The organism is Nonomuraea sp. NPDC003804, from assembly GCF_040610675.1.
Taxonomy (GTDB): domain Bacteria; phylum Actinomycetota; class Actinomycetes; order Streptosporangiales; family Streptosporangiaceae; genus Nonomuraea.
Window position 1 is genome coordinate 153107 of sequence record NZ_JBEXMT010000003.1, and the last position, 23604, is coordinate 176710.

26 protein-coding genes are annotated in these 23604 nt (G+C 71.2%); 16 read left to right on the forward strand and 10 right to left on the reverse strand.

Annotated elements, in window-relative coordinates:
- The first annotated feature begins 114 nt into the window (after positions 1-114).
- From ABZX22_RS05015 to ABZX22_RS05030, 4 genes are all read left to right on the forward strand, one after another.
- Complete coding sequence (locus tag ABZX22_RS05015; protein ID WP_354906182.1) at positions 115-840, forward strand: SDR family oxidoreductase; 726 nt, start codon at positions 115-117, stop codon at positions 838-840.
- Between the two features lie 47 nt (positions 841-887).
- Entirely contained in the window at positions 888-2633 is a 1746-nt protein-coding gene (locus ABZX22_RS05020) for a biotin carboxylase N-terminal domain-containing protein (protein WP_354906183.1), read from the forward strand.
- Positions 2634-2705: 72 nt separating this feature from the next.
- Positions 2706-4079 (forward strand): hypothetical protein, encoded by a 1374-nt coding sequence (locus ABZX22_RS05025; RefSeq protein WP_354906184.1) that lies wholly within the window; start codon positions 2706-2708, stop codon positions 4077-4079.
- A gap of 165 nt (positions 4080-4244) precedes the next feature.
- Positions 4245-5204: a pentapeptide repeat-containing protein gene (locus ABZX22_RS05030; RefSeq protein ID WP_354906185.1), complete on the forward strand. Its 960-nt coding sequence runs from the start codon at positions 4245-4247 to the stop codon at positions 5202-5204.
- Between the two features lie 40 nt (positions 5205-5244).
- On the opposite strand, the gene ABZX22_RS05035 is transcribed toward ABZX22_RS05030, so the two are convergent.
- Entirely contained in the window at positions 5245-6639 is a 1395-nt protein-coding gene (locus ABZX22_RS05035) for an NAD(P)H-quinone dehydrogenase (RefSeq protein ID WP_354906186.1), read from the reverse strand.
- A 58-nt stretch (positions 6640-6697) separates the two neighbouring features.
- On the opposite strand from ABZX22_RS05035, the gene ABZX22_RS05040 reads away from it, so the two are divergent.
- Positions 6698-7150 carry a gamma-glutamylcyclotransferase gene (locus ABZX22_RS05040; RefSeq protein ID WP_354906187.1) on the forward strand — a complete coding sequence of 151 codons (453 nt, stop codon included), beginning with the start codon at positions 6698-6700 and terminating at the stop codon, positions 7148-7150.
- Here the strand turns inward: ABZX22_RS05040 and ABZX22_RS05045 are convergent, their stop codons facing one another.
- The gene (locus tag ABZX22_RS05045) at positions 7151-8452 is read right to left on the reverse strand and encodes an MFS transporter (RefSeq protein ID WP_354906189.1); all 1302 of its coding nucleotides are present in this window, start codon (positions 8450-8452) and stop codon (positions 7151-7153) included. It lies immediately after the preceding gene.
- Between the two features lie 109 nt (positions 8453-8561).
- Here ABZX22_RS05045 and ABZX22_RS05050 point away from each other — a divergent pair, with 109 nt between their 5' ends.
- The 4 genes from ABZX22_RS05050 to ABZX22_RS05065 are packed head-to-tail and all read left to right on the forward strand — an operon-like array spanning position 8562 to position 13234.
- On the forward strand, positions 8562-9527 hold the full coding sequence (locus tag ABZX22_RS05050; RefSeq protein ID WP_354906190.1) for an Lrp/AsnC family transcriptional regulator: 966 nt from the start codon (positions 8562-8564) through the stop codon (positions 9525-9527).
- Positions 9524-10828, forward strand: a complete 1305-nt coding sequence (locus tag ABZX22_RS05055) for a M20/M25/M40 family metallo-hydrolase (RefSeq protein ID WP_354906191.1) — start codon at positions 9524-9526, stop codon at positions 10826-10828. Before ABZX22_RS05050 ends, ABZX22_RS05055 begins: the two co-directional genes overlap by 4 nt.
- 1 nt (position 10829) lies before the next feature.
- The gene (locus tag ABZX22_RS05060; RefSeq protein WP_354906193.1) at positions 10830-11624 is read left to right on the forward strand and encodes a purine-nucleoside phosphorylase; all 795 of its coding nucleotides are present in this window, start codon (positions 10830-10832) and stop codon (positions 11622-11624) included.
- The gene (locus tag ABZX22_RS05065) at positions 11621-13234 is read left to right on the forward strand and encodes a phospho-sugar mutase (protein ID WP_354906195.1); all 1614 of its coding nucleotides are present in this window, start codon (positions 11621-11623) and stop codon (positions 13232-13234) included. The genes ABZX22_RS05060 and ABZX22_RS05065 overlap by 4 nt, the downstream gene beginning before the upstream one ends.
- Before the next feature lie 4 nt (positions 13235-13238).
- Here the strand turns inward: ABZX22_RS05065 and ABZX22_RS05070 are convergent, their stop codons facing one another.
- The 3 genes from ABZX22_RS05070 to ABZX22_RS05080 form a co-directional block, all read right to left on the reverse strand.
- The gene (locus ABZX22_RS05070; protein WP_354906196.1) at positions 13239-14057 is read right to left on the reverse strand and encodes a MerR family transcriptional regulator; all 819 of its coding nucleotides are present in this window, start codon (positions 14055-14057) and stop codon (positions 13239-13241) included.
- An 87-nt stretch (positions 14058-14144) separates the two neighbouring features.
- Positions 14145-14750, reverse strand: coding sequence for a PH domain-containing protein (locus tag ABZX22_RS05075; protein ID WP_354906198.1), 606 nt, complete (start codon positions 14748-14750; stop codon positions 14145-14147).
- Complete coding sequence (locus ABZX22_RS05080; RefSeq protein WP_354906200.1) at positions 14747-15817, reverse strand: adenosine deaminase; 1071 nt, start codon at positions 15815-15817, stop codon at positions 14747-14749. The genes ABZX22_RS05075 and ABZX22_RS05080 overlap by 4 nt, the downstream gene beginning before the upstream one ends.
- 79 nt (positions 15818-15896) lie before the next feature.
- On the opposite strand from ABZX22_RS05080, the gene ABZX22_RS05085 reads away from it, so the two are divergent.
- From ABZX22_RS05085 to ABZX22_RS05095, 3 genes are read left to right on the forward strand one after another with little or no spacing between them, the layout of a single operon-like run.
- On the forward strand, positions 15897-16214 hold the full coding sequence (locus ABZX22_RS05085; protein ID WP_354906201.1) for a winged helix-turn-helix domain-containing protein: 318 nt from the start codon (positions 15897-15899) through the stop codon (positions 16212-16214).
- Positions 16211-16402, forward strand: a complete 192-nt coding sequence (locus ABZX22_RS05090) for a hypothetical protein (protein ID WP_354906202.1) — start codon at positions 16211-16213, stop codon at positions 16400-16402. Before ABZX22_RS05085 ends, ABZX22_RS05090 begins: the two co-directional genes overlap by 4 nt.
- On the forward strand, positions 16399-16668 hold the full coding sequence (locus ABZX22_RS05095) for an MMPL family transporter (RefSeq protein WP_354906203.1): 270 nt from the start codon (positions 16399-16401) through the stop codon (positions 16666-16668). The genes ABZX22_RS05090 and ABZX22_RS05095 overlap by 4 nt, the downstream gene beginning before the upstream one ends.
- Here ABZX22_RS05095 and ABZX22_RS05100 read toward each other — a convergent pair.
- The 4 genes from ABZX22_RS05100 to ABZX22_RS05115 are packed head-to-tail and all read right to left on the reverse strand — an operon-like array spanning position 16584 to position 19189.
- Entirely contained in the window at positions 16584-16937 is a 354-nt protein-coding gene (locus tag ABZX22_RS05100; RefSeq protein WP_354906204.1) for a cupin, read from the reverse strand. The genes ABZX22_RS05095 and ABZX22_RS05100 overlap by 85 nt on opposite strands.
- A gap of 5 nt (positions 16938-16942) precedes the next feature.
- The gene (locus tag ABZX22_RS05105; protein WP_354906206.1) at positions 16943-17545 is read right to left on the reverse strand and encodes a hypothetical protein; all 603 of its coding nucleotides are present in this window, start codon (positions 17543-17545) and stop codon (positions 16943-16945) included.
- A 19-nt stretch (positions 17546-17564) separates the two neighbouring features.
- Positions 17565-18590: a nitronate monooxygenase gene (locus tag ABZX22_RS05110; RefSeq protein ID WP_354906208.1), complete on the reverse strand. Its 1026-nt coding sequence runs from the start codon at positions 18588-18590 to the stop codon at positions 17565-17567.
- A 2-nt stretch (positions 18591-18592) separates the two neighbouring features.
- Positions 18593-19189 (reverse strand): flavodoxin family protein, encoded by a 597-nt coding sequence (locus ABZX22_RS05115; RefSeq protein WP_354906210.1) that lies wholly within the window; start codon positions 19187-19189, stop codon positions 18593-18595.
- 49 nt (positions 19190-19238) lie between these two features.
- Between ABZX22_RS05115 and ABZX22_RS05120 the strand changes: the two genes are divergently transcribed.
- Positions 19239-19784, forward strand: coding sequence for a TetR/AcrR family transcriptional regulator (locus tag ABZX22_RS05120; RefSeq protein ID WP_354906211.1), 546 nt, complete (start codon positions 19239-19241; stop codon positions 19782-19784).
- Positions 19785-19854: 70 nt separating this feature from the next.
- Here ABZX22_RS05120 and ABZX22_RS05125 read toward each other — a convergent pair whose 3' ends face one another.
- Positions 19855-21300 (reverse strand): MFS transporter, encoded by a 1446-nt coding sequence (locus ABZX22_RS05125; protein ID WP_354906212.1) that lies wholly within the window; start codon positions 21298-21300, stop codon positions 19855-19857.
- 60 nt (positions 21301-21360) lie between these two features.
- Between ABZX22_RS05125 and ABZX22_RS05130 the strand changes: the two genes are divergently transcribed.
- The 3 genes from ABZX22_RS05130 (at position 21361) to ABZX22_RS05140 (ending at position 23593) form a co-directional block, all read left to right on the forward strand.
- The gene (locus ABZX22_RS05130) at positions 21361-21735 is read left to right on the forward strand and encodes a MarR family transcriptional regulator (RefSeq protein WP_354906213.1); all 375 of its coding nucleotides are present in this window, start codon (positions 21361-21363) and stop codon (positions 21733-21735) included.
- A gap of 90 nt (positions 21736-21825) precedes the next feature.
- Positions 21826-22644 (forward strand): NAD(P)H-binding protein, encoded by an 819-nt coding sequence (locus ABZX22_RS05135; RefSeq protein ID WP_354906214.1) that lies wholly within the window; start codon positions 21826-21828, stop codon positions 22642-22644.
- Between the two features lie 73 nt (positions 22645-22717).
- Positions 22718-23593, forward strand: coding sequence for an MOSC domain-containing protein (locus tag ABZX22_RS05140; RefSeq protein ID WP_354906215.1), 876 nt, complete (start codon positions 22718-22720; stop codon positions 23591-23593).
- Positions 23594-23604: the final 11 nt, after the last annotated feature.

A 23604-nucleotide genomic window follows, 5' to 3' on the forward strand; every position in this document is an offset into this window, starting at 1 on the left:
CCAGGATCGACCGACGGGCGCCCTCACGATAGGCAGCCGGCCCCGCCGTCGCCCTCCGTTATGCCGAGCGGCTATGGTCCTCCAGAGGATTGTTCGGATATAAGGGGGACAACCATGCGCGAGGTCGTGGTCACCGGCGGCGGAACCGGCATCGGCTACGCCATCGCGGCCGCGTTCGCCGCCCAGGGCGACAGGGTCACCATCACCGGTCGCCGTGAGCACGTGCTGAAGGAGGCCGCCGAGAGGCTCGGCGGCGGCGCCTCCTACGTCGCCTTCAACGCCGCCAGCCCGGTCGCCGTGCAGGAGGCGCTGCCGCACCTGCCCAGCACCGTCGACGTGCTGGTCAACAACGCGGGCGGCAACACCAACCTCGACAGGCAGAAGCGCGAGGACGACCTGATGGACCTGGCGGAGGCCTGGTGGGCCAACCTCAACGCCAACCTGCTGTCGGCGGTCCTGGTCACCACCGCCCTCCTGCCCCGCCTGGTCAAGGGCGGCAGGATCATCTCGCTCGGCTCCATCGCGGCGCGCGGCACCGGCTCAGGCTCGTACGGCGCGGCCAAGGCCGCCCTCGAGTCGTGGACCGCCGACCTGGCGGCGGAGCTGGGCTCCAGGGGCACCGCCAACGTCGTGGCCCCTGGGCTGGTCCTCGACACCGAGTTCTTCCGCGGCCGGCTGACCCCCGAGGGCGTCAGGCACCGGGTGGACAGCACCCGCAACGGCCGCGCGGGCACCCCTGACGACATCGCGCAGACGGTGCTCTTCCTCGCCTCCCCCGGCGCGGGCCACTTCACCGGGCAGGTCCTCCATGTGAACGGTGGCGCGTACCTGGGCAGGTGACCGCCCCTAGACTCCTTTGCAGGCCGGTGGAGAAAGGAAAGACGTCGGTGCGGAAAGTTCTGATCGCCAACCGTGGCGAGATCGCCGTCCGGATCGCCAGGGCGTGTGAGGACGCCGGCCTGGCCAGCGTCGCCGTCTACGCCGAGCAGGATCTCGACGCGCTCCACGTCAAGGTCGCCGGAGAGGCCCACGCGCTGGGCGGCCAGTCACCCGCCGAGACCTACCTCGACATCGACAAGCTGCTGCGCGTCGCCGCCGAGACCGGCGCGGACGCCGTCCATCCCGGCTACGGCTTCCTCGCCGAGAACGCCGCCTTCGCCCAGGCCGTCATCGACGCCGGGCTGGTCTGGATCGGCCCGCCGCCGGCCGCCATCGCCGCGCTCGGCGACAAGGTGCAGGCCAGGCACATCGCGCAGAAGGTCGGCGCGCCCCTGGTCGCGGGCACCAAGGACCCGGTCGCGGGCGTCGAGGAGGTCGTCGCGTTCGCCGAGGAGCACGGCCTGCCCATCGCGATCAAGGCCGCGTACGGCGGCGGCGGCCGCGGCCTCAAGGTCGCCAGGACCCTCGAGGAGATCCCCGACCTGTACGACTCGGCGGTCCGCGAGGCCGTCACGGCGTTCGGCCGCGGCGAGTGCTTCGTCGAGCGCTACCTCGACCGCCCGCGCCACGTCGAGACCCAGTGCCTGGCCGACTCCCACGGCAACGTCGTCGTGGTCAGCACCCGCGACTGCTCGCTGCAGCGGCGCCACCAGAAGCTCGTCGAGGAGGCGCCCGCGCCGTTCCTGTCCGAGGAGCAGGTCGAGCTGCTCTACAGCAGCTCCAAGGCGATCCTGCGCGAGGCCGGCTACGTCGGCGCCGGCACCTGCGAGTTCCTCGTCGGCCAGGACGGCACGATCTCCTTCCTCGAGGTCAACACCCGCCTCCAGGTCGAGCACCCGGTCACCGAGGAGGTCGCGGGTGTCGACCTGGTGCGCGAGATGTTCCGCGTCGCCGCCGGCGAGGCGATCGGCTACGACGACCCGGTCCTGCGCGGCCACTCGATCGAGTTCCGGATCAACGCCGAGGATCCGGGCAGGAACTTCCTGCCCGCGCCCGGCACGCTGACCGCCATGCGCGCCCCTGCCGGGCCCGGCGTGCGGCTCGACGCGGGCTACGAGGCCGGGATGACCGTTCCGCAGACGTTCGACTCGCTGATCGCCAAGCTGATCGTCACGGGGCGCACCCGCAAGGAGGCCCTCGAACGCTCGCGCCGCGCCCTCGCCGAGTTCGAGATCGACGGCATGCCGACCGTGCTGCCCTTCCACCGGGCGGTGGTGCACGACCCCGCCTTCACGGCCGAGCCGTTCTCCGTCCACACCCGGTGGATCGAGACCGAGTGGGCGGGCGGCATCCCGCCGTACGAGGGGGCCGCCGAGGTCGCCGAGCCGGCCGCCAGGGAGACGGTGACCGTGGAGGTCGGGGGCAAGCGCCTGGAGGTCGTCCTGCCCGCCGGGTTGGCCTCAGGGAGCCGCGCGCCGGCCGCGAACAAGCCGGCGCGGCGTGCCGCCGGCGGCGCCAAGAAGGCGGCGGCGAGCGGCGACGCGCTGGTCAGCCCCATGCAGGGCACGATCGTCAAGATCGTGGCCGCCGACGGCGACAGCGTGGCGGAGGGCGACACGGTGGTGGTGCTCGAGGCGATGAAGATGGAGCAGCCGCTCGCCGCCCACAAGTCCGGCACGATCACCGGCCTGGCCGCCACCGTGGGGCAGACCGTCACCGCGGGCGCGACCATCTGCGAGATCAAGGACGCATAGCGGGTAGTTTCGCAGAAGAGGAACTTTGCCAACCGCTCATTCGTCCTGAAGGACGAAGGAGGCTTGCTGCCCATGACCCATCCGCTGCGCCGGACGACGGCCGCGATCGCGGCTCTGATCGCCGGTCTGTTCGCTGTCTTCGCGTTTTCGCCCGCCGCGCACGCCGCGGCTCCACCCGACGCCGACACGGTGGTTTCCTACTGGAAGAACCAGAAGGACCGGCTGTACGTCGGCTCCGGCGCCACCCTGACGTCGGACCAGCAGGCGGAGATCCGCTCCACGTTGAAGGACGCCGGCACGCCCGTCTACGTGGCTGCCTTCCCCGACGGCACCGTCACCGACCCCGCCGCCTACCTTCCCGCCCTCGGCAACGGGCTGAAGTCCGCGGGCAAGACGGGCAAGTACGCGGTCGCGGTGCTCGACGGCAACTCGCTGCTCGCCGCGGCCAACTTCGGTAAGCGGGGGCTGGCCGGCCAGCTCGCCAACCTCTCGACGAGCAGCAACGACGACGTCGTCACCGGCATGAGCGACTTCGTCAACCGCGTCAACGCGGCCGCTCAGGGCAAGTCCTCCGCTCTCGACTCGGGCAGCTCCGCCGGCTCCGGCGGTTCGGGCACGGGCGCGCTGATCGGCATCGGCGTGCTGGCTCTCGCCGGCGGTGGCGGCTACTTCCTGTACTCCAAGAACCGCAAGAAGAAGCTCGCCGCGCAGCGCGCCGCCGAGCTGGCCGCGGTCAAGACGACCGTCGAGGAGGACGTCACCAAGTTCGGTGAGGAGATCACCGTGCTCGACACCGACGTCAAGCTCGCCGGCCAGGGCGGCCAGAACATCACCGAGTGGCAGACCGCCCTCGACTCCTACGAGAAGGCCAAGACGCAGCTCGCCGCGGTGACGCAGGCCGAGCAGGTCCGCGACGTCACCACGACGCTCGAGGACGGCCGTTACGCGCTGGCCGTGGTGAAGGCCAAGGTCAACAACCAGCCCGTGCCCGAGCGGCGGGCGCCCTGCTTCTTCAACCCGCAGCACGGCCCGTCGGTGCGCGACGTGCGCTGGGCCCCGCCCGGCGGCGCTCCGCGCGACGTGCCCGCCTGCGCGGCCGACGCCATGGCGGTGGAGAGCGGCTACGACCCGCAGACCCGCCAGGTCATGGTCAACGGCCAGTACCGGCCGTACTACGACGCGGGTCCCGCCTACCAGCCTTACGCCTACGGCTACTACGGCGGTTTCGGCGACATCATGACCATGATGTTCGTCGGCACCATGATGGGCAGCCTGCTCGGCGGCGGCTGGGGTTACGGCGGCTACGGCGCCGGCTACGCCGAGGGCTACTCCGACGCGAGCGGCGGCGACTTCGGTGGCGGAGGTGACTTCGGCGGTGGCGGCGGCTTGAGTGACTTCGGCGGCGGCGACTTCGGTGGTGGTGACTTCGGCGGCGGCGACTGGTGACAGGCTCCGCCTCCTGATCTGACGGCGAAGGCCCCCGGTGAACGGTCACCGGGGGCTTTCGCGTGCACGGCCGGGCTCGCCGCGCGCGGACGGGGGTCCGCTTTGTAAAGTAGGGGCAAAACCACCCGCCTGGCAGACCTCGGGGCCAGTGTCTAGGAGGCCCTGTTGCGCCGTCTGATCGCCCTCGCCTTATGCGCCGCCGTGGCTCTGGTGCCCGTTCTCGCGCTGGCGCCGGCTGCTCCCGCGCTCGCCCAGGCGGGGCCGTGCCGTCCCAGCGACCGGGTGAACCTGCGCGGAGCCGACTTCACCAAGGGCCGCGCGCTGCCCTCGACGCTGCGCTGCGCCGACCTGACGCGCGCCAAGCTCGACGGCGTCGACCTCACCCAGAAGGACCTGACGGGGGCGATCCTGCGGCGGGCCTCGCTGAAGCAGGCCGACTTCAGCCAGGTCACCGCCAAGTACACCGACTTCAGGGAGGCCGACCTGAGCGAGGCCGACCTGGGTCAGATGCACGCCGACTACGCCGACCTGCGGAACGCGATCCTCGTGGACGTGGGCGCCACCCAGGCGCAGTTCCCGCGAGCGAACCTGAGCGGCGCCAGGCTCACCAGGGCCGTGCTCGGCCAGTCGAACCTCACGCTGGCCAAGCTGGTCGGCGCCGACCTCGCCGACGCCAAGCTCGGTCAGGCCAACGCCCGCAAGGCGGACTTCACGAAGGCGAAGCTGCACGAGGCCGAGCTCATCTCGATCGAGGCGCCGAACGCCGTCTTCCGCGACGCCGACCTGCGCGAGGCGCGTTTCAGCTCCGCCGAGATGGACGGGGCCGTCCTGCGCGGCGCCAACGTCCAGGACGCCGACTTCACCTTCGCCGACGACCTCGACCTGACGGGCGCCACCGGCAGGCCGAAGACGCTTCCCGAGGGCGTGAAAGGCTACTCCACGGCGGCGCCGTCGCCGACCCCCGAGGAGCAGAGCGCCATGCGCCTGGACGTCGAACCGCAGCCGCAGGCGGGGCCCAGGGTCTCCGTCGGGCTCGTGCTGGTGGTCGTCGGCTCTCTCGGGTTGGCCGTCACCCTCACCCTCTGGGCGAGCGCCGCCCGGCGCCCACGCGCCTACCGCGCCTGACCACACCCGGTCGCCGGGCGCCCGCCGGACGGCCCGGGTGTCAGATGCCGATCGCGGCGGTCGGCTGCATCAGCCTGCGCGCCGCCTCGGTGATCGACCCGGACAGCGACGGGTAGACCGCGAAGGTGTGGGCGAGCTGGTCGACCGTGAGCCGCTGCTGCACCGCGACGGACACCGCGAGGATCAGCTCGGAGGCCCTGGGCGCCACCACGACGCCGCCGAGCACGATCCCGGTGTGCGGGCGGCAGAAGAGCTTGACGAAGCCGTCGTTGAAGCCCTGCATCTTCGCCCGGGCATTGGTCGACAGCGGCAGCTTGACGACGTTGGCCTCGATCTCCCCCGCCTCGATCTGCTTCTGCGACACGCCGACGGAGGCGATCTCGGGGTCGGTGAAGATGTTGGAGGCGACGGTCGCCAGCCGCAGCGGCTGCACCGCCTCGCCGAGCGCGTGCCAGACGGCGATGCGGCCCTGCATGGCCGCGACGGAGGCCAGCATGAGCACGCCCGTGCAGTCGCCCGCGGCGTACACGCCGGGAGCGGAGGTCCGCGACACCTTGTCGACCTGGATGAACCCGCCCCGGTCGAGGGTCACGCCCGCCTCCTCGAGCCCGAGTCCTGAGGTGTTGGGGACCATGCCGACCGTCATCAGCGCGTGGGTGCCCTCGGCGGTGCGCCCGTCCTCCAGCGTGACCACGACGCCGTCGGCGGTGCGCTTGACGGACGCGGCGCGGGAGCGGCCCATGACGTTCATGCCGCGCCGCCGGTAGACCTCTTCGAGGGCCTCGGCCGCGTCGGCGTCCTCGTTGGGCATCATGCGGTCGCGGGAGGAGACCAGCGTGACCTCGGAGCCGAGCGAGCGGTAGGCGCCGGCGAACTCGGCCCCCGTGACACCGGAGCCGACCACGATGAGGTGCTCGGGCAGCTCGTCGAGGTCGTAGAGCTGCCGCCAGGTGAGGATGCGCTCGCCGTCGGGCTCGGCGCCCGGCAGGATGCGCGGGGTGGCGCCCGTCGCCACGATCACCACGTCGGCCCTGATCGTCCGGTCACCCGCGCGCACGACCTGGGGGTCGACCAGGCGCCCGCGAGCCTTGATGATCTCGACGCCCTCGGCGGCGACCCGCGTCCCGATGTCGGCCGACTGCGCCTGCGCCAGCTCCTTGACCCGCTTGTTGACCAGCGGCATGTCGACTTCGGCCGCCCCGACGTCACCGTCGGAGCCGCCGCTGTAGTGGACGCCCAGGGACGGCGCGTCGAGCAGCGCCTGCTTGCGGACCGAGGTCGCGATCAGGGTCTTGGACGGCACGCAGTCGGTCAGCACGCACGCGCCGCCGGGGCCGTCCTCTTCGACCATCGTGACTTGCGCGCCGAGTTGCGCGGCCACGAGGGCCGCTTCGTAGCCACCTGGTCCGCCACCGATGATCACGATCCTTGTCACGTGTCCTATTGTCCCGCATCTCGCAACCCGCCGACGAACGGGGCTACCCTTGGTGGCTGTGCCTGTCTACGCCGCCTATGGCTCCAACATGGACCCGAAGCAGATGGCCGTGCGCGCCCCCCACTCACCGATGCGCGGCGTCGGCTGGTTGCAGGGCTGGCGCCTGACGTTCGGCGGGGAGGACATCGGCTGGGAGGGCGCGCTCTCCACGATCGTGGAAGATCCCGAGGAGCACGTCTTCGTCGTCCTCTACGACGTGCCCGAGTGGGACGAGAACTCCCTCGACCAGTGGGAGGGCGCCGCCGGCGGCCTCTACCACAAGGTGCGGCTGCGCGTGCAGACGCTCGACGGTGAGGTCGTCGCCTGGTTCTACGTCCTCGACAGCTACGAGGGCGGCCTGCCCTCCGCCCGCTACCTCGGCATCCTGGCCGACGCGGCGGAGAAGGCAGGCGCCCCCGACGACTACGTGAAGGACCTGCGCGGCAGGCCCTGCACGTCGCTGGGCGGCTAGCTAGGACAACGGCTGGTCCTTGGTCTCCTTCAACGCGAAGACGTAGACCAGGGTCGACACCAGCGCCAGGGCCGACATGTACCAGGGGAACAGTGCCGAGTTGCCGGCGTCCTTCAGCGCGGTGCCGATCAGCGGCGCCGTACCGCCGAAGATGGCGACGGTCAGCGAGTACGGGAAACCCGCACCTGAGGCCCGCACGCGTGTCGGGAAGAGCTCGGAGTTGACCGCGGCCGAGATCGAGGTGAAGCAGCCGAGGAAGACCATGCCGATGAGCTGGATGGTCAGCAGGCTGGCGAAGGAGTTCGACAGCGCGCTGAGCAGCGGCACCGGCAGCAGGGTGAAGGCCAGGCCGAAGGCGATGAGCATCGGCCTGCGGCCGATCCGGTCCGACAGCATGCCGAGCACGGGCTGCAGCACCATGAAGAACAGCAGCGAGATCGTGCCGACCTGCAGGGACATGGCCTTGTCGAAGCCGACGTTCTGCTGGGCGTAGGTGGGCAGGAAGGTGGTCCAGGTGTAGTAGGCGACGGTGCCGGCCACGGTGATGCCGACGATCAGGGCGGCCTTGCTCGGGTGGCGGGTCAGGAACTCGAAGAGCTTGGGCCGTTCGGCCTTGCCCTCCTGGATCTCCTGCGCCACGGCGGAGGTCTCGTCGGCGCCCTTGCGGATCCACAGGCCGACCAGGCTGATGACGGCGCCGATGAGGAACGGGATGCGCCAGCCGTAGGAGTCCATGTCCTCCTTGACCAGCATGGTCGCCAGCAGGGCGGCCAGGCCGGAGGCGAGGAGCTGGCCGATGGTGGTGCTGACGTACTGGAAGCTGGAGAACAGGCCTCTGCGGCCCGGAGGGGCCGACTCGACCAGGAACGTCGTGGCGGCGGCGAACTCGCCGCCGACCGACAGGCCCTGGATGAGCCTGGCGAGGGTCAGGATGATCGGCGCCAGCACGCCCGCGGCCGTGTAGGTCGGGGTGACGGCCAGCAGGAGCGAGCCGGCGCCCATGAGCACGATCGTGAACGTCATCGCGGCCTTGCGGCCGAACCTGTCAGCGAAGGAGCCGACCAGCAGGCCGCCGAGCGGTCGCATGAAGAAGCCCACGGCGAAGATCGCGAACGCGCTCAGCACGGGGACGAGAGGGTTGTCGTTCTTGGGGAAGACCTGCTCGGAGAAGTACACGGCCAGGAAGCTGTAGGCGTACCAGTCGTACCACTCGACCACGTTGCCGACGTTGGCCGCCAGGAGCTGGCGGCCGCGGCTTCGGGGGATGCCGAGTGGCGAATGCTCAAGGGAGGGGGTTGCCACTGGGGCTCCTTTGCTTCGCGTTCGGGGATGGCTTACTGTGCATCCGGACGACCGAAACAGTCAAATATCTCGCCACATATTTACAAACCCGACATGGAGACAGCCCGAGGTGGACGTTCTCGACCGGCGCCTGGTCGCCGCGCTGCAGGTCAGCCCGCGCGCGTCGTGGGGTGAGATCGGCAGGGCGGTGGGCGAGCACGAGCGCACGGTCGCCCGGCGGCTTCAACGGCTGATCGCCGAGGGCGCGGTGCAGGTCACCGCGATCTACGACGACCTGCGCTCCGGCCACGGCCGTCCGGTCCACCTGCACGTCCAGGTACGGCCCGGCACCGCGGCCGCGGTCGCCGACGCCCTGGCGAGCAGGCCCGACACGCGTTCGGTCTACTCGGTGACCGGCGCGGCCGACATCGGGGCCGAGCTCGTCGCCCCCAGCAGGACCGCGCTGCACGAGATCCTCAACGTCGAGGTGCACGGCATCGACGGCGTCGCGGGCACCCAGACGCAGGTGGTGCTGCACACCTTCCGCACGGTGGCCGAGTGGCACGCGCCGTACCTCACCGAGCAGGAGGTGGCGCTGCTGCGTCCCCCGTCGCCGCCGGTGGAGCTGCCCGACCACGACGGGCTGTCCCCGCTGGAGAGCGAGGTGGCCGAGCTGCTGGTCAGCGACGGCCGGATCGGGTTCACCGCGATCGCCGACGAGCTGGGGGTCTCGGTGCCGACCGCCCGGCGCCGGGTCGCCTCGCTGCTGGAGCGGCGGCTGCTGATGCTGCGAGCGGAGGTCGAGCCCTCGCTGCTGGGCCTGGACGTCGAGGCGCAGCTGTGGCTGCGGGTCCGCCCGCACGGCCTCGACCAGGTCGGTGAGCGGCTCACCGGCGACCCCGGGGTCCGTTACTGCGCGGCCACCTCGGGCACCTACACCATGCTCGTCCAGGTGGCGGTCGCTCACGAGGCCGACCTCTACCGGTTCCTGACGGAGGTCGTCGGCCCGCTGGACGACGTCACCGACGTCAACGTCACCCTCATCACCCGCGCCTACAAGCGCGGATTCCTGCGCAAGAGCCTGGAGTACTCATGACCCCCGCCGAACTGGAAGTCGCCGAGCTGACCGCCGAGCTGATCCGCGTGGACAGCAGCAACTACGGCGACGGGAGCGGACCCGGCGAGCGCGCCGCCGCCGAGGTCGTCATGGCCCGGTTGGCCGAGGTCGGCGTCGAGGCCCACTACAGCGAGAGCGCTCCCGGCCGGGGCAACGTGGTCACCAGGATCGAGGGCACCGACCCGTCCCTGCCCGCCCTGCTGGTCCACGGGCACCTGGACGTGGTGCCGGCCAACGCCGCCGACTGGAGCGTCGACCCGTTCGCCGGCGAGGTCCGCGACGGCTACATCTGGGGCCGCGGCGCGGTCGACATGAAGGACATGGACGCGATGATGCTGGCCGTCCTGCGCCAGATGGTCCGCGAGGGCCGGCGGCCCAGGCGTGACCTGGTCTTCGCGTGGGTGGCCGACGAGGAGGCGGGCGGCGTCTACGGCGCCAAGTACCTCACCGCCAACCACCGGGACCTGTTCGACGGCGTGACCGAGTCGATCAGCGAGGTGGGCGGCTACTCGCTGGAGGTCGACCCGTCGCTGCGGCTCTACCTCATCGAGACGGCGCAGAAGGGCCTGGCCTGGATGCGGCTGGTCGCCGACGGCACGGCCGGCCACGGCTCCATGCTCAACGCCGACAACGCGGTGACCGAGATGGCCAAGGCGGTGGCGCGGCTGGGCGGCCACGAGTGGCCGATCACGCTCACCCCGACCGTGCGGCGGTTCCTGACCGAGGTGTCCGAGGCGTTCGGCCTGCCGTTCGACCCCGAGGACCCGGGTCCCGTCCTGGACAGGCTGGGCCCGCTGGTCCGCTTCGTCGGCGCGACGCTGCACCACACGACCAACCCGACGATGCTGGGGGCGGGCTACAAGGCCAACGTCATCCCCGGCCAGGCGAGCGCGGTCGTGGACGGTCGCTTCCTGCCCGGCTACGAGGACGACTTCTTCAAGACCGTCGACGAGCTGCTCGGCCCGAACGTGCGCCGCGAGTTCGTGCAGCACGACATCGCGCTGGAGACGACGTTCGACGGCGCGCTGGTCGAGGCGATGATCGCGGCGCTGAAGGCGGAGGACCCGACCGCGCGGGCGGTGCCGTACTGCATGTCGGGCGGCACCGACAACAAGACCTTCTTCGCCGACCTGGGGGTGCGCGGGTTCGGGTTCGTTCCGCTGCGTCTGCCGAAGGACATGGACTTCGCGGCGATGTTCCACGGTGTGGATGAGCGTGTCCCGGTTGAGTCGCTCCAGTTTGGAGTGCGGGTGCTTGACCGGCTCCTCCTAAACTACTGAGATGACCTATGTGCACGCCCAGGAGGCCGCCGCCGCGCTGAGGAAGGCCACCGGGCTCGACGTCTTCGACGTGGCGCTCGTGATGGGATCGGGCTGGGTGCCCGCCGCGGACGCGATCGGCGACACGCTCGTCGAGCTGCCGGTGACCGACCTGCCGGGCTTCGCCCCGCCCGCCGTGGCCGGCCACGCCGGGAAGATCCGCGTCGTGCGCACCCCCTCCGGGCGCCACGCGCTGATCTTCCTCGGCCGCACCCACCTGTACGAGGGCCTCGGCGTCGAGCCGGTCGTCCACGGCGTGCGCACGGCATTGGCGGCCGGGGTGCGCACGGTGGTGCTCACCAACGCGGCCGGCGGGCTGCGGCCCGAGACCCAGAACGTCGGCGACCCGGTCCTGATCAGCGACCACATCAACCTGACCGGTGCCAACCCGCTGACCGGCGCCACCTTCATCGACCTCACCGAGGTCTACTCCGTGCGGCTGCGCACGCTGGCCCGGGAGGTCGACCCGTCGCTGGCGGAGGGCGTCTACGTCGCCTTCCGCGGCCCGACCTACGAGACGCCCGCCGAGATCAGGATGCTGCGCACGCTCGGCGGCGACATGGTCGGCATGTCCACGGTCCTGGAGGCCATCGCGGCGCGCGAGGGCGGCGCGGAGGTGCTGGGCATCTCGCTGGTCACCAACCCCGGCGCCGGCCTGGTCGGCGAGCCGCTCAACCACGAGGAGGTCCTCGAGGTCGGCCGCGCCACGGCGGCGCGGATGGGCGTGCTGCTGGCCAAGGTGGTCGACAAACTGTGAAGCTGAGGGACCAGGCGCTGGCCTGGCTCGCCCAGGATCCTGACCCCGAGACCAGGGCGGAGCTGGAGAGCCTGCTCGACGATCCCGCGGCGCTCACCGACCGTTTCGGCGCCAAGCTCGAGTTCGGTACGGCCGGCCTGCGCGGCGAGCTCGGCGCCGGCCCGAACCGGATGAACCGCGTCACCGTGATGCGCGCCGCGGCCGGCCTGGCCGCCGTGCTCGGCCCGGGCAAGCACGTGGTCATCGGCTACGACGCCCGCCACAAGTCCGACATCTTCGCCAGGGACACCGCTGCCGTGCTGGCGGGCGCCGGGCTGCGCGCCTCGCTGCTGCCCGAGCCGCTGCCCACGCCCGTGCTCGCCTTCGCCGTACGGCATCTGGGCGCCGACGCGGGTGTGACGGTCACGGCGAGCCACAACCCGCCCCGCGACAACGGTTACAAGGTCTACTGGGGTGACGGGTCGCAGATCGTGCCGCCGGTGGACGGCTGGATCTCGGCCGCGATCGACGCGGCCGCCCCCGTCGGCTCCCTGCCGCTCGGCGAGGGCGAGGTGCTCGACGCGACCGTCGTCGAGGCCTATCTGGCGGCGCTCGCCGAGCTGCCGCTGGGCGAGGCGCGTGACCTGCGCGTCGCGTACACGCCGATGCACGGGGTGGGCCACCGGACGCTTGTCAGCGCCTTCCGCGGGACCGGCTTCGACGAGCCTGCGACGGTCGCCGAGCAGCGCGACCCCGACCCCGACTTCCCCACCGTGGCCTTCCCCAACCCGGAGGAGCCCGGCGCGATGGACCTCGCGCTGGATCTGGCCGCGAAGATCGAGGCCGACCTGGTGCTGGCCAACGACCCCGACGCCGACCGCTGCGCGGTGGGCGTGCCGCTCGCCGGCGGCGGGTTCAGGATGCTGACGGGCGACGAGGTGGGCGCGCTGCTCGGCGAGCACGTGATCGCGCACACCCGCGGCGACCGGCTGGTGGCCACCACGATCGTGTCCTCGACGCTGCTCGGCAAGATCGCCGACGCCCACGGCGTGCGGTACGCCGAGACGCTCACCGGGTTCAAGTGGATCATGCGGGCGGGTGAGGGGCTGGTCTACGGCTACGAGGAGGCGCTCGGCCACAGCGTCGGCGGCGAGCACGGCCTGCCCGTCCACGACAAGGACGGGATCGGCGCCGCGCTCACCGTCGCCGGCATCGCCGCCACGGCCAAGCGCGCCGGGCGCACGCTGCTCGACCTGCTCGACGAGCAGGCCAGGCGGTACGGCCTGCACGCCACGTCGCAGCTGTCCTTCCGCGTGGCGGACCTGGCGCTCATCGGCGGCGCCATGGCACGGTTGCGCGCGACGCCGCCGGCGACGCTGGGCGGCAGAACCGTGGAGTCGTGGGACGACCTGGCGGCGGGCGAGGGCGGGCTGCCGCCGACCGACGGCCTGCGTTACCACCTGGCGGGGGGCGCCCGGGTGGTCGTGCGGCCCTCGGGCACCGAGCCGAAGCTCAAGTGCTACCTGGAGGTCGTCGTCCCGGTGACGGGCGAGGTCGCCGACGCCCGCGCCGAGGCGGCGGCGGACCTGGAGACGCTCAAGGCGGACCTGCGCTCGGTCCTGGCGCTGTGAGGCGTCAGGTCTTCGCGATCTCCATCTGCAGCTCGTGCACCCACTCGTCCATGTCGGGCGGGCAGTGCAGGGAGACCTCGCGGGCCAGGCCGAGCGCCTGGTAGCCGTTCTCCTCGATCCAATGGGCGAGCGTCTGGAAGGTCGGGCCGACGTTCTCCATCGGCCCCCGGTGGATGATGGTCGCGGCCGTCTCGATGCCGGGCAGGTCCACCACCTCGAAGTCGTGGACCTCGCCCGCGCCGAGGTTGACGGGGAACGTCGCGTGCACCGTCACCGAGCCGTCGTCCTCGGCCAGGTAGTAGGCGATGCCGGGCCCCTGCATCGGCACGCCGGCCGCGCCGAGGCGTTCGCGGATCTGCCGGTAGAGCGGCTTGATGACGGGGCCGATGTCCTCGGTGTCGTAACTGGCCGCCCGCGCGCTGAGCTGCGCCACCCTGACCGGCGCCACCTTCTTGACCACGACGTCGTCGGCGCTCATGGCGCCCTCCTTCTCGATGGCGCGCAGCCTCGCCTCCACCCCGCGCAGCCTGGCCAGGTCGGCGCTGATCTGCGCCGCCAGCTGGGCGCGGCGCAGCCGTACCATGCCGTGCAGTTCCTCGGTGCTCACCCTGTCGTCGAGGATCGAGCCCACCTGCTCCAGGGTGAAGCCGAGATCCTTGAGCGCGACGACGCGGTTGAGCCTGGCCAGCTGCCCGGCCTGGTAGGAGCGGTAGCCGGTGACCGGGTCGACGTGCGCGGGGCGTAGCAGGCCGATGGCGTCGTAGTGGCGCAGCATCCGCACCGACACGAGGCCGAGCCTGGCGAAGTCTCCGATGCTGAACATGACTGCTCCAGGTGTAGGGCCTCACACCGTGTCAGGGTCAACCCGCGACGTCAGGTCAACCCGCGACGTCTGGTCAGCCCGCGGCGGTCAGAGCAGGATGGCGACCACGACCAGGACCAGCGCGGCCGCGCAGGCCGCGAGCGCGTCGGGCGCCCAGACCGCGCGGACCTGGCCGGGCGCCGCGCCGCGCCGCTTGGCGCTCTCGGCGCGCTCGGTGATCTGCTCGGCCACCCAGTCGGCGTGCGTCCGGCCCGCCATGGCCTGCTGGGCGGCCTGCTCCCCCTTGGACAGGACGGGCTCGGTCTGGAAGCGCCCGCGCTGCCGGCGGGGGGCGCCGCGGCGACCGGCCTTGGCCCGCTCCCTCGCCGAGGCCTGCGGTGTCCACGCGCGCAGCACGTCGTCGCCGTGGGTGATGCTGATGGTGTGGGAGACGTGCACGTCGTCGATGGCCGGCCACGGCAGGAACGTGGTGCGCAGCGGGTTGCGCACCCGCAGCCCGTCCTCCACGAGGATCGTGGCGGGACGCAACGCCGTGACGTAGACGACGGCGGTCAGCACGCCCAGCACCGCCGCCGCCACGAGTGACGACTTGCCGCTGTAGCGGACGATCAGGTCGACGGCGTTGAACGCCACGAACGCCAGCCAGATCCAGCCGAGGACGAAGGCGGTCGCCGAGCGGTAGGTCTGTTTCATGCCTGCCACTTGAGCTGCGCGAACCCCGGCTTGATGACGCCGTTGATGAGCGAGAGCCGCTCGTCGAAGGGCAGGAAGGCCGACTTCATCGCGTTGACCGTGAACCACTGCAGGTCGTCCCAGCCGTAGCCGAACGCCTCGACCAGCTTGGCGAACTCCTGGGAGACCGTGGTGGAGCTCATCAGCCGGTTGTCGGTGTTGACCGTCACCCGGAAGTGGAGGCTGCGCAGCAGCCCGATCGGGTGCTCGGCGATCGAGGCGGCGGCCCCCGTCTGCAGGTTGGAGGTCGGGCACATCTCCAGCGGGATGCGCTTGTCGCGGACGTAGGCGGCCAGCCGGCCGAGCTTGGCGGTGCCGTCGCCGGCCACCGAGATGTCGTCGATGATCCGCACGCCGTGGCCGAGCCGGTCGGCGCCGCACCACTGGATGGCCTGCCAGATCGACGGCAGGCCGAACGCCTCGCCGGCGTGGATGGTGAAGTGGGCGTTCTCCCGCTGGAGGTATTCGAACGCGTCGAGGTGCCGGGTGGGCGGGTAGCCGGCCTCGGCGCCGGCGATGTCGAAGCCCACCACGCCGACGTCGCGGTAGCGGACGGCGAGCTCGGCGATCTCCATCGAGCGCGCCTGGTGGCGCATCGCGGTCAGCAGGGTGCCGACCTTGATGCCGGGCACCTGCCGGAAGCCTTCGAGCACCGCCTCCACGACCTGGTCGAGACTGAGCCCCGTGGTGGTGTGCTGCTCGGGCGCGTAGCGCACCTCGGCGTAGACGACGCCGTCGGCCGCCAGGTCCTCGGCGCACTCGGCGGCCACCCTGACCAGCGACTCGCGGGTCTGCATGACTCCGACCGTGTGGTCGAAGGTCTCCAGGTAGCGCACCAGCGAACCGGAGTCGGCGGCCTCCTCGAACCACTGCCTGAGGTTGTCAGGGTCGGTGGTGGGCAGCCGGTCGTAGCCCGACTCGCGGGCCAGATCGACGATGGTCTCCGCCCGCAGGCCACCGTCGAGGTGGTCGTGCAGGAGCACCTTCGGGGCCCGGCGGATCTCGGCAAGACTGGGTCGCTGGCTCATCTCGTCATCCTATCGCTCCCCATCCGGCATTTGACGGCCACACTTCCACATGTCAGTCTTTTCTTACAGGTGAAAGGAGATGGCGCTGACCAGTGAAGAGCTGCTGGCGGTGCTGGCCGCCGTGGGCCACCCGCTGCGCCTGCGGATCGTGGCCGAGCTGGCAGAGGGCAGGGTGCATGTCAGCGAGCTGGCCAGGCGCCTGGGCATCTCGCGCCCGCTGCTCTACATGCACCTGGAACGCATGGAGAAGGCCGGGCTGGTCGCAGGGGAACTGGAGCTGTCCCTGGACGGCAAGGCCATGAAGCTTTACCGGCTGCTCCCCTTCGACATCCACCTGACGGCGGGGACGATCCTCGACGTGCTGCAAGCCGATGACCAGGAAGGACCGACCGCTTGAAGGAAATCATCATCCCCGGCATGGTCATGGTGACCCTCGGCGCGGTCGCCCTGGGCGGCCTGGGGTTCTACTTCAGGCTCGTACGGCAGCGCGCCGAGACGGCCGCCGAACAGCGCTACCGGGAGCTGGCCGACCAGACCAACGCCACGCGGTCATCGACGGCGTCGCCCGCTCGGCGAGCGTCGTGACGAGCGCGGCGGTCGTGATGGTGACGGTGTTCGCCAGCTTCGTCTTCCTGCACCTGGCCGAGATGAAGCAGATCGGCTTCAGCCTGGCTGTCGCCGTCCTGCTGGACGCGGTCGTGGTGCGCGTGCTGATCCTGCCCGCGGCGTTGCTGCTGCTGGGCAGGAGGAGCTGGTGGCCGGGGCCCTACTCACCGCGGTTGGCGGTGTCGGGCGAGAACGCCGGCAGGCAGACCGCGACGTACTCGGCGCCGTCGGGCCCCACGCTGTAACGGATCTTCTCGCCCGGCTCGGAGACGAACGACTGGCCCGCCGAAACCTCCGTGACACCTTCGGCGTGCTCGATCACGACGGTCCCGCGCAGCACGACCGTGTATTCGGTGAACTCGGGCGTCTGCGCGGGCTCCTCCCATCCTGGCGGCGCCGTCATGTGCGCGATGGAGACGGCCTCGTCGCCGCTGTTGACGCGGCCGATGTGCTCGTCGATGACCTTGCCGCCGGGAACGGGGATGCGGGTCGCCCCTTCGATCTTTCTCACCACATCTGTCAGTGTGCCACGTCTATCACCAGGCGATCGGGGCCGGTCAGCTTCGCCACCGAGAACGGGGCCCGGTGGTCGAGCACCAGGCCCACGCCGACCACGCCCTCGAAGTCGCCGGTCTTGACGACGTTCTGCACGTTGCCGAGCCCGGCCTGGAAGACGGGCCCGCCGATCCAGGTCGGCGCGCCCTTGTCGGTGTGGGCGCGGGCGGGCTTGAGCGTCACCTGGAGGTAGGCGCCGCCCTTCACGTCGATCGGCTCGCCCGAGCCGTCCTGGACCAGTTCGTCGACCCAGCTGACGCTGTAGTTGGCGACGTCGCCGTCGAGGTCGATGACGACCCTGTCGAGGGATCCGTGGTCGGCGAACCTGACCGTCTTGACCTGGACGGCCTCGCCGGGATCGCCCTCCACCTCGACGTCGGCGGTGCCGGTGGGCACGGGCATGGCCGCGCTCGGAGCCGACGTGGCGGAGGACGTGTCACCGGCGGCGGCGGTGGAGGCCGAAGGGCCGGCGCTGGGCGCCACCGAGGCGGTGGGCGGCGCGCCCGTGCCACATCCGGCCAGAACGGCCAGCCCGACCACGAGGACGCCAACGCGCGAAGACCGCATACCTCCTAGATGCCCTGGCTCACTCCGCGGTAAGCCCGGCCAGATCGGACAGGTACGCGGCGGCCTTGCGCCTCCTGACGAGCGGCGCGGCCTGTCCCGACCACAGGTTGGCGTGCTCGGCGCCGCCCGCCCTGCGGATCGGCAGCATGAGCTGGTTCTGCGCGGGATAGGGCGGCACCACGTCCTCGAAGGCGGCCATCTCCCTGACGAACGTGTTGGGGATGGCGCGGGCCGTACGGCCGGAGAAGAGCCTGGTCAGGACGGTCACCCTGGCCTCGTCGCCGAGCAGCGCCCGCAGGTGCGCCTCCCCCACCGCCGACTCCTCGGTGACGAGGAAGCCGGTGCCGACCTGGACGGCGTCGGCGCCGAGCGCCAGCGCCGCCACGACGCCCCGCCGGTCGGCGATCCCGCCCGCGGCGATGACCGGGACCGAGACCTTGTCGGCCACCTGCGGGATCAGGGAGAAGGTGCCGACCAGCGACTCGCGTACCGGCCGCAGGAACGCTCCCCTGTGGCCGCCCGCGTCGCTGCCGGAGGCGACGATCGCGTCGAGCCCGGCCGCCTCCAGCGCGACGGCCTCGTCGACGGTGGTGGCGGTGCCGATGGTGACGATGCCCTTGCGCCTTGCCTCGGCCAGTACATCGGCGGGCGGGACGCCCATCACGAAGCTGATCGCGGGTGGGGCGGCGTCCAGCAGGGCGGCGGCCTGCTCGGTGAAGTCGGGGGCGGGCGACGGGGTGGGCGGGGTGAGGCCGAGCGCGTCGTAGTAGGGCCGCAGCCGCTCCACGTCGGCCTGGGTCGCGACCGCGTCCTTCTCCTCGGGGTGCGGGACCCAGAGGTTGACGGCGAAGGACCGGTCCGTCGCCGCCTTCAGTTCGGCGACGAGGGCGGTGAGCCGGTCGGGGGGCAGGATGTGCCCGCCGTACGAGCCGAGGCCTCCGGCGTTGGAGACGGCGGCCGCCAGCGCCACCGACGACAGGCCGCCGCCGAACGGGCCCTGGACGACGGGGTGGTCGAGGCCGAGCAGGCCTTCCAGCCGTCCCATGGTCACGCCACCGCCTGAACGCGCCGGCCGTGGGCGAGTTGGAGGGCCGTGGTGGCCACCCTGCGGCCGAGGTGCTCGGCGGTGCGCAGGTCGGACTCCAGCGGGGCCGCGTCGGGGCCGAGGTCGGAGGGTGACTGGGCCATCGCGCCGATGAAGGCGCCGAGGCGGTTGAGGTCCTCGGGGGAACCGGCCGAGCTGTAGAGCCAGCCGGGCGGCAGCCCGAGCGTCACCCAGTGCATGCCGTGCTGGGCGGCCAGGAGCGCCATCGACGTCAGGGTGTGCAGCTTGTCGCCGTTGACGCCGGCGGAGTTGGTGAACGCCGCGCCGACCTTGTCCCGCCAGCCCATCTCGGCCCAGACCTTGGAGCTGGCCTCGGCGAAGGCCTGGAAGGCCGCGGACTGGCTGCCCATGTAGGTGGGCGAGCCGAACACGATGGCGTCGGCCTCGGCCAGTGCCTGCCACAGGCCGTCGTCCATGGCGGCCACCTCCAGGAGGTCGGCCGTGGCGCCGGGAACGGAGTCGACGCCCGCCGCCACTGCGCGGGCCTGGCGGGCGGTGTGGCCGGAGCCACTGTGATACGCGATCGCAACCTTGATCATGCGGTCACAGTAGACGACCGGTCAACTATTTTTCAAGTATGCTCTTCGCATGGGACGACAGAGCAACGCCCGCGAGCGCCTTCTCGACGCCGCCTGCGAGCTGATCCACAGCCGTGGCTACGGCAGCATCGGCGTCGCGGAGATCTGCGCGAAGGCCGACGTCAGAAAGGGCAGCTTCTACCACTTCTTCGAGTCGAAGCAGGCGCTCACGCTCGAGGTGATCGACGAGCACTGGCGCAGGCAGCGGGCCGACTGGGTGGACACGCTCGCCGGCGCGGGGCTGGAACAGCTCTTCCGCGACCAGACCGAGGCCCAGCGACGCTCCAAGGAGACCAGCGGCGTCATCAACGGCTGCCTGCTGGCCAACCTGGCGCTGGAGCTGAGCAACCAGGACGAGGTCGTCAGGGCCAGGCTCGAGCAGATCTTCGGCGAGCAGGTCGACCTGGTGCACGGCGCGCTCGGGCCGGGCGCCGAGCGCGCCACGGCCAGGGCGCTGGTCGCCCAGCTGGAGGGCATGGTGCTCTTCGCCAAGATCTCCAACGACCCCGCGGTCCTGGACGACCTGTGGCGGCAGGCGCGCCTGCTCATGACATGACGAGAACGGCCTCCCCGCGCGGCGGGGAGGCCGTTCTCGGCCGGGACGGGCGGACCGTCTCGCCGAACGGTCAGACCGTCTCGTAGACCTTGACCTCGTCGGCCTCGACGGCGGGCGCCCGGCGGAAGCTCAGCCCCGTGGCCGAGATCAGCAGGCCCACCACCGCCAGGATCAGCGGCACGATGATCGAGGTCTTGAGCGACTCGATGGTGATGCCGCCGGCCGAGCCGGAGGTCAGCACCGCCGTGACCACGGCCAGCACGACCGCGCCGCCGACCTGGCCCGAGGTGTTGAGCAGGCCGGAGGCAAGGCCCTGCTCGTCGTCGTGCACGCCGTTGGTCGCCTGGATGTTGAGCGACGGGAAGGACAGCGCGAAGGCGATGCCCAGCAGCACCATGCCGGGGATGACCAGGCCGCCCAGGCTCGGGCTCTCGTCGATCCCGAGGAAGATGGCATAGCCGCCGGCCAGCGCGGCCGAGCCGATGACGATGAGCTTGGCCGTGCCGAACCTGTCGGCGAAGTCGCCCATCTTGGTGGAGGTCAGCGCCACGAGCAGACCGGCGGGCAGGAACGCGAGCGCGGTCTGCATCGCCGACCAGTGCAGCAGGTTCTGGAAGTACTGCATGGCCACGAACTGGAAGCCGACGTAGGAGCCGAACAGGATGACCAGGCCCAGGTTGGCCCGCACGATCGGGGCCGAGCGCAGCAGGCCGAGCCGCACCAGGGGGTGCTTGACCCTCAGTTCGGCGAAGACGAACAGGCCGAGCAGGACGAAGGAGGCCAGCAGCGAGCCGATGGTGCGGACCGACAGCCAGCCCGCCTCCGGAGCCTGGACCACCGTGAACACCAGCAGCAGCATCGAGGCCGTGATCAGGACCGCGCCGATCAGGTCGTAGCCGCCCTCGGCCCGGTCCTCGTGGCCCTTGGGCAGCACCTTGAGCGCGGCGACCAGGGCGAGGATCGCGACCGGCACGGGCATCAGGAACGTCGCCCGCCAGTCGAGCTCGGTCAGCAGGCCGGACAGCACCAGGCCGAGGGAGAACCCGCTGGCCCCCGAGGCGGTGAAGACGCTCAGCGCCCTGTTGCGCTCGGGCCCCTCAGGAAAGGACGTCGTGATGATCGACAACGCCGCCGGCGCGGTGAACGCCGCGCTCATGCCCTTGATGAAGCGGGCGACGATCAGCAACGTGCCGTCGTCGACGATGCCACCGAGCAGCGAGGCCACGGCGAAGACGCCCAGCGCGACCAGGAACACCCTGCGCCGCCCGAGCAGGTCGGCGGTCCTGCCCCCGAGAAGCAGAAGACCGCCGTATCCCAGCACGTAGCCGCTGACCACCCATTGCAACGACGAAGGAGAGAGCCCCAGATCCGTCTGGATGGCCGGCAGGGCGACACCGACCATCGACACGTCAAGAGCGTCAAGGAAGATCACAGCGCAGAGCACGGCGAGCGCGCCCCACCCAGCAGTACGAGCAGAAGTGGAGGACATGGACACTGAGACTACATGCACTTGCATTAGATGCAACCGAATTTAATGTGGTTGCATAGATATTTACCTGGTGGTATTCTCCGCGTCATGAACGAGGAGGCCGTGGTCAGGGCCTGGCACGACGTGCTGGCCAAGCACGCGAAGGCGCAGTGCGCGCTCGAGCGCGAGCTCGGCGAGAAGCACGATCTCGGCGCCAGCGAGTTCGAGGTGCTCGATCGCATCGTTTCCTCCGACTGCCGGAAGTTCCGCGTGCAGGAGCTCGCCGACGAGGTGCACCTGAGCCAGAGCGCCCTGTCCCGCGTCGTGGCCCGCCTGGAGAAGGCCGGCCTGGTCAGCCGCGGGGTCTGCGACATGGACCGGCGCGGCGTCTTCGTCTGGATCACCGACGAGGGCCGCGGCCGCCACGCCGCCGCCCGCCCGACCCACCGCGCGGTCCTCTGCGACGTCTTCGCGAACGTCTAGCGCATCGGCTCCCTATTGCGGAACCGACCTTTCCGCGATGGTTCCTACTGTTGCTCCTGACACCGCAACCGAAGCGTCAGGGAGCACGCGATGACCATTCTCGTGACCGGAGCCACCGGCACCGTCGGCCGCCACATCGTCAGCCACCTCGTCGAGGCCGGCCACGCCGTACGCGCCCTGACCAGGAACCCGGGCAAGGCCTCCTTCCCCGAGGGCGTCGAGGTGGTGGGCGGTGACCTGGCCGCCACCGACACGCTGCAGGCCGCCTTCGAGGGCGTGACGGCGGTCCACCTGATCAACTTCGGCGGTGACGACTACGCGCCGCTGCCGAACGGCAAGGAGATCGTCGACCTGGCCAGGAAGGCCGGCGTGCGCCGGGTGACCGTGCTCGGCGGCTGGGACGAGAGCACGCTGGAGCCCGCCCTCAGGGACAGCGACCTGGCCTGGACGCACATCCGGCCGACCGAGTTCATGTCGAACCTGCTGAAGTGGGCCGACGACGTACGGGCCGAGGGCGTGGTGCGGGAGCCGTTCGGCGAGGCCACCACGGCGCTGGTGCACGAGGCCGACATCGCCGCCGTGGCGGCCACCGCCCTGGTCGAGGACGGCCACGGGGGCAAGGTCTACCCCCTCACCGGGCCCGAGCGGCTGACCACGCGCGACAAGGTCCGCATCATCGGCGCGGCGATCGGCAAGGAGATCGAGTTCGTCGAGCTGACGCCGGAGCAGGCCAGGGAGCGGATGGCCGCGCAGGGGATGCCGCAGGAGTTGATCGACTTCATGATCGAGGTCTTCGGCAACGTCCCGGAGGAGGCCAACCGCGTCAACTCCGTGGTGCTCGACGTCACGGGCCACGCCCCACGGACGTTCGCGCAGTGGGCCGCGGAGAACGCCGACAGCTTCCGCTGAGCCCTGAGGGAAGGGGCGGGGCTTCTCCGGAGCCTTGCCCCTCCCGTCATGACTAATGGCACAATACGGGATTGTGGAATTAGGCACGATCGAACGGATGCGCCGCCATCCCGTCAAAGGCCTGCTCGGCGAGGACGTCGCCGAGGCCGTCCTCACCTCGCTCGGGCTCGACGGCGACCGGCGCCTGGCCCTTCTCGACCGTGAGACGGGAAAGGTCGCCAGCCCCAAGAACCCCCGCCTGTGGCGGAGCATGCTCACGCTGTCGGCGGTCACGGACGGTGACCGTACCAGGATCACCCTGCCCGACGGCACGATCGTGCACAGCGACGACCCCGACGTCGACGAGGTGCTGTCGCTGGCCGTCGGCAGGAAGGTCACGCTCACCGGCACACCGCCCGAAGGTGCCACCCTGGAACGGGCCGTCCCCGAGCAGGTGCTGACCTCGGGCGTCACCGCCGAGGTCGCCGTCGAACCGGGCAGGCTCGGCGGCGGGGCGCCCGGCACCTTCTTCGACTACGCGCCCGTCCACCTGCTCGCCACCTCCACCCTCGCGGCCGTCGGCGCCGCGGGACCGACCGGCGCGCCCGCCGACGCCGTCCGCTACCGGCCCAACCTGGTCATCCGTACGGCAGGCGAGGTCACCGAGGGCCGCGAGGGCGGCGAGGGCGGCGAGGGCGGCGAGGGCTACGTGGAGAACGGCTGGCTCGGCAGGCAGGTGGCCGTCGGCGACGAGGTCGTCCTGCGGGTCACCGTCCCGACGCCCCGGTGCGCGGTCCCCACGCTCGAACACGGGCCGCTTCCCCGCGACACCTCCGCGCTCCAGGTGCCCGCCGTCCACAACAGGGTCGAGCCGCTGCCGGGCATGGGGCCGCGGCCGTGCGTGGGCGCGTACGCCGAGGTGCTCCGCCCCGGCCGGGTCCGCGTCGGCGACCGGATCCTGCTGCTCTGACCCCTCCCCAG

Excerpts from the sequence above, each read along its gene's own strand:
- ABZX22_RS05125 (WP_354906212.1), bottom strand. The coding sequence starts at position 21,300 with ATGCAAGTGCATGTAGTCTCAGTGTCCATGTCCTCCACTTCTGCTCGT.
- ABZX22_RS05135 (WP_354906214.1), top strand. The coding sequence starts at position 21,826 with ATGACCATTCTCGTGACCGGAGCCACCGGCACCGTCGGCCGCCACATC.
- ABZX22_RS05120 (WP_354906211.1), top strand. The coding sequence starts at position 19,239 with ATGGGACGACAGAGCAACGCCCGCGAGCGCCTTCTCGACGCCGCCTGC.
- ABZX22_RS05070 (WP_354906196.1), bottom strand. The coding sequence starts at position 14,057 with ATGTTCAGCATCGGAGACTTCGCCAGGCTCGGCCTCGTGTCGGTGCGG.
- ABZX22_RS05025 (WP_354906184.1), top strand. The coding sequence starts at position 2,706 with ATGACCCATCCGCTGCGCCGGACGACGGCCGCGATCGCGGCTCTGATC.
- ABZX22_RS05085 (WP_354906201.1), top strand. The coding sequence starts at position 15,897 with ATGGCGCTGACCAGTGAAGAGCTGCTGGCGGTGCTGGCCGCCGTGGGC.
- ABZX22_RS05115 (WP_354906210.1), bottom strand. The coding sequence starts at position 19,189 with ATGATCAAGGTTGCGATCGCGTATCACAGTGGCTCCGGCCACACCGCC.
- ABZX22_RS05130 (WP_354906213.1), top strand. The coding sequence starts at position 21,361 with ATGAACGAGGAGGCCGTGGTCAGGGCCTGGCACGACGTGCTGGCCAAG.
- ABZX22_RS05055 (WP_354906191.1), top strand. The coding sequence starts at position 9,524 with ATGACCCCCGCCGAACTGGAAGTCGCCGAGCTGACCGCCGAGCTGATC.
- ABZX22_RS05060 (WP_354906193.1), top strand. The coding sequence starts at position 10,830 with ATGACCTATGTGCACGCCCAGGAGGCCGCCGCCGCGCTGAGGAAGGCC.
- ABZX22_RS05080 (WP_354906200.1), bottom strand. The coding sequence starts at position 15,817 with ATGAGCCAGCGACCCAGTCTTGCCGAGATCCGCCGGGCCCCGAAGGTG.
- ABZX22_RS05105 (WP_354906206.1), bottom strand. The coding sequence starts at position 17,545 with ATGCGGTCTTCGCGCGTTGGCGTCCTCGTGGTCGGGCTGGCCGTTCTG.
- ABZX22_RS05075 (WP_354906198.1), bottom strand. The coding sequence starts at position 14,750 with ATGAAACAGACCTACCGCTCGGCGACCGCCTTCGTCCTCGGCTGGATC.
- ABZX22_RS05015 (WP_354906182.1), top strand. The coding sequence starts at position 115 with ATGCGCGAGGTCGTGGTCACCGGCGGCGGAACCGGCATCGGCTACGCC.
- ABZX22_RS05110 (WP_354906208.1), bottom strand. The coding sequence starts at position 18,590 with ATGGGACGGCTGGAAGGCCTGCTCGGCCTCGACCACCCCGTCGTCCAG.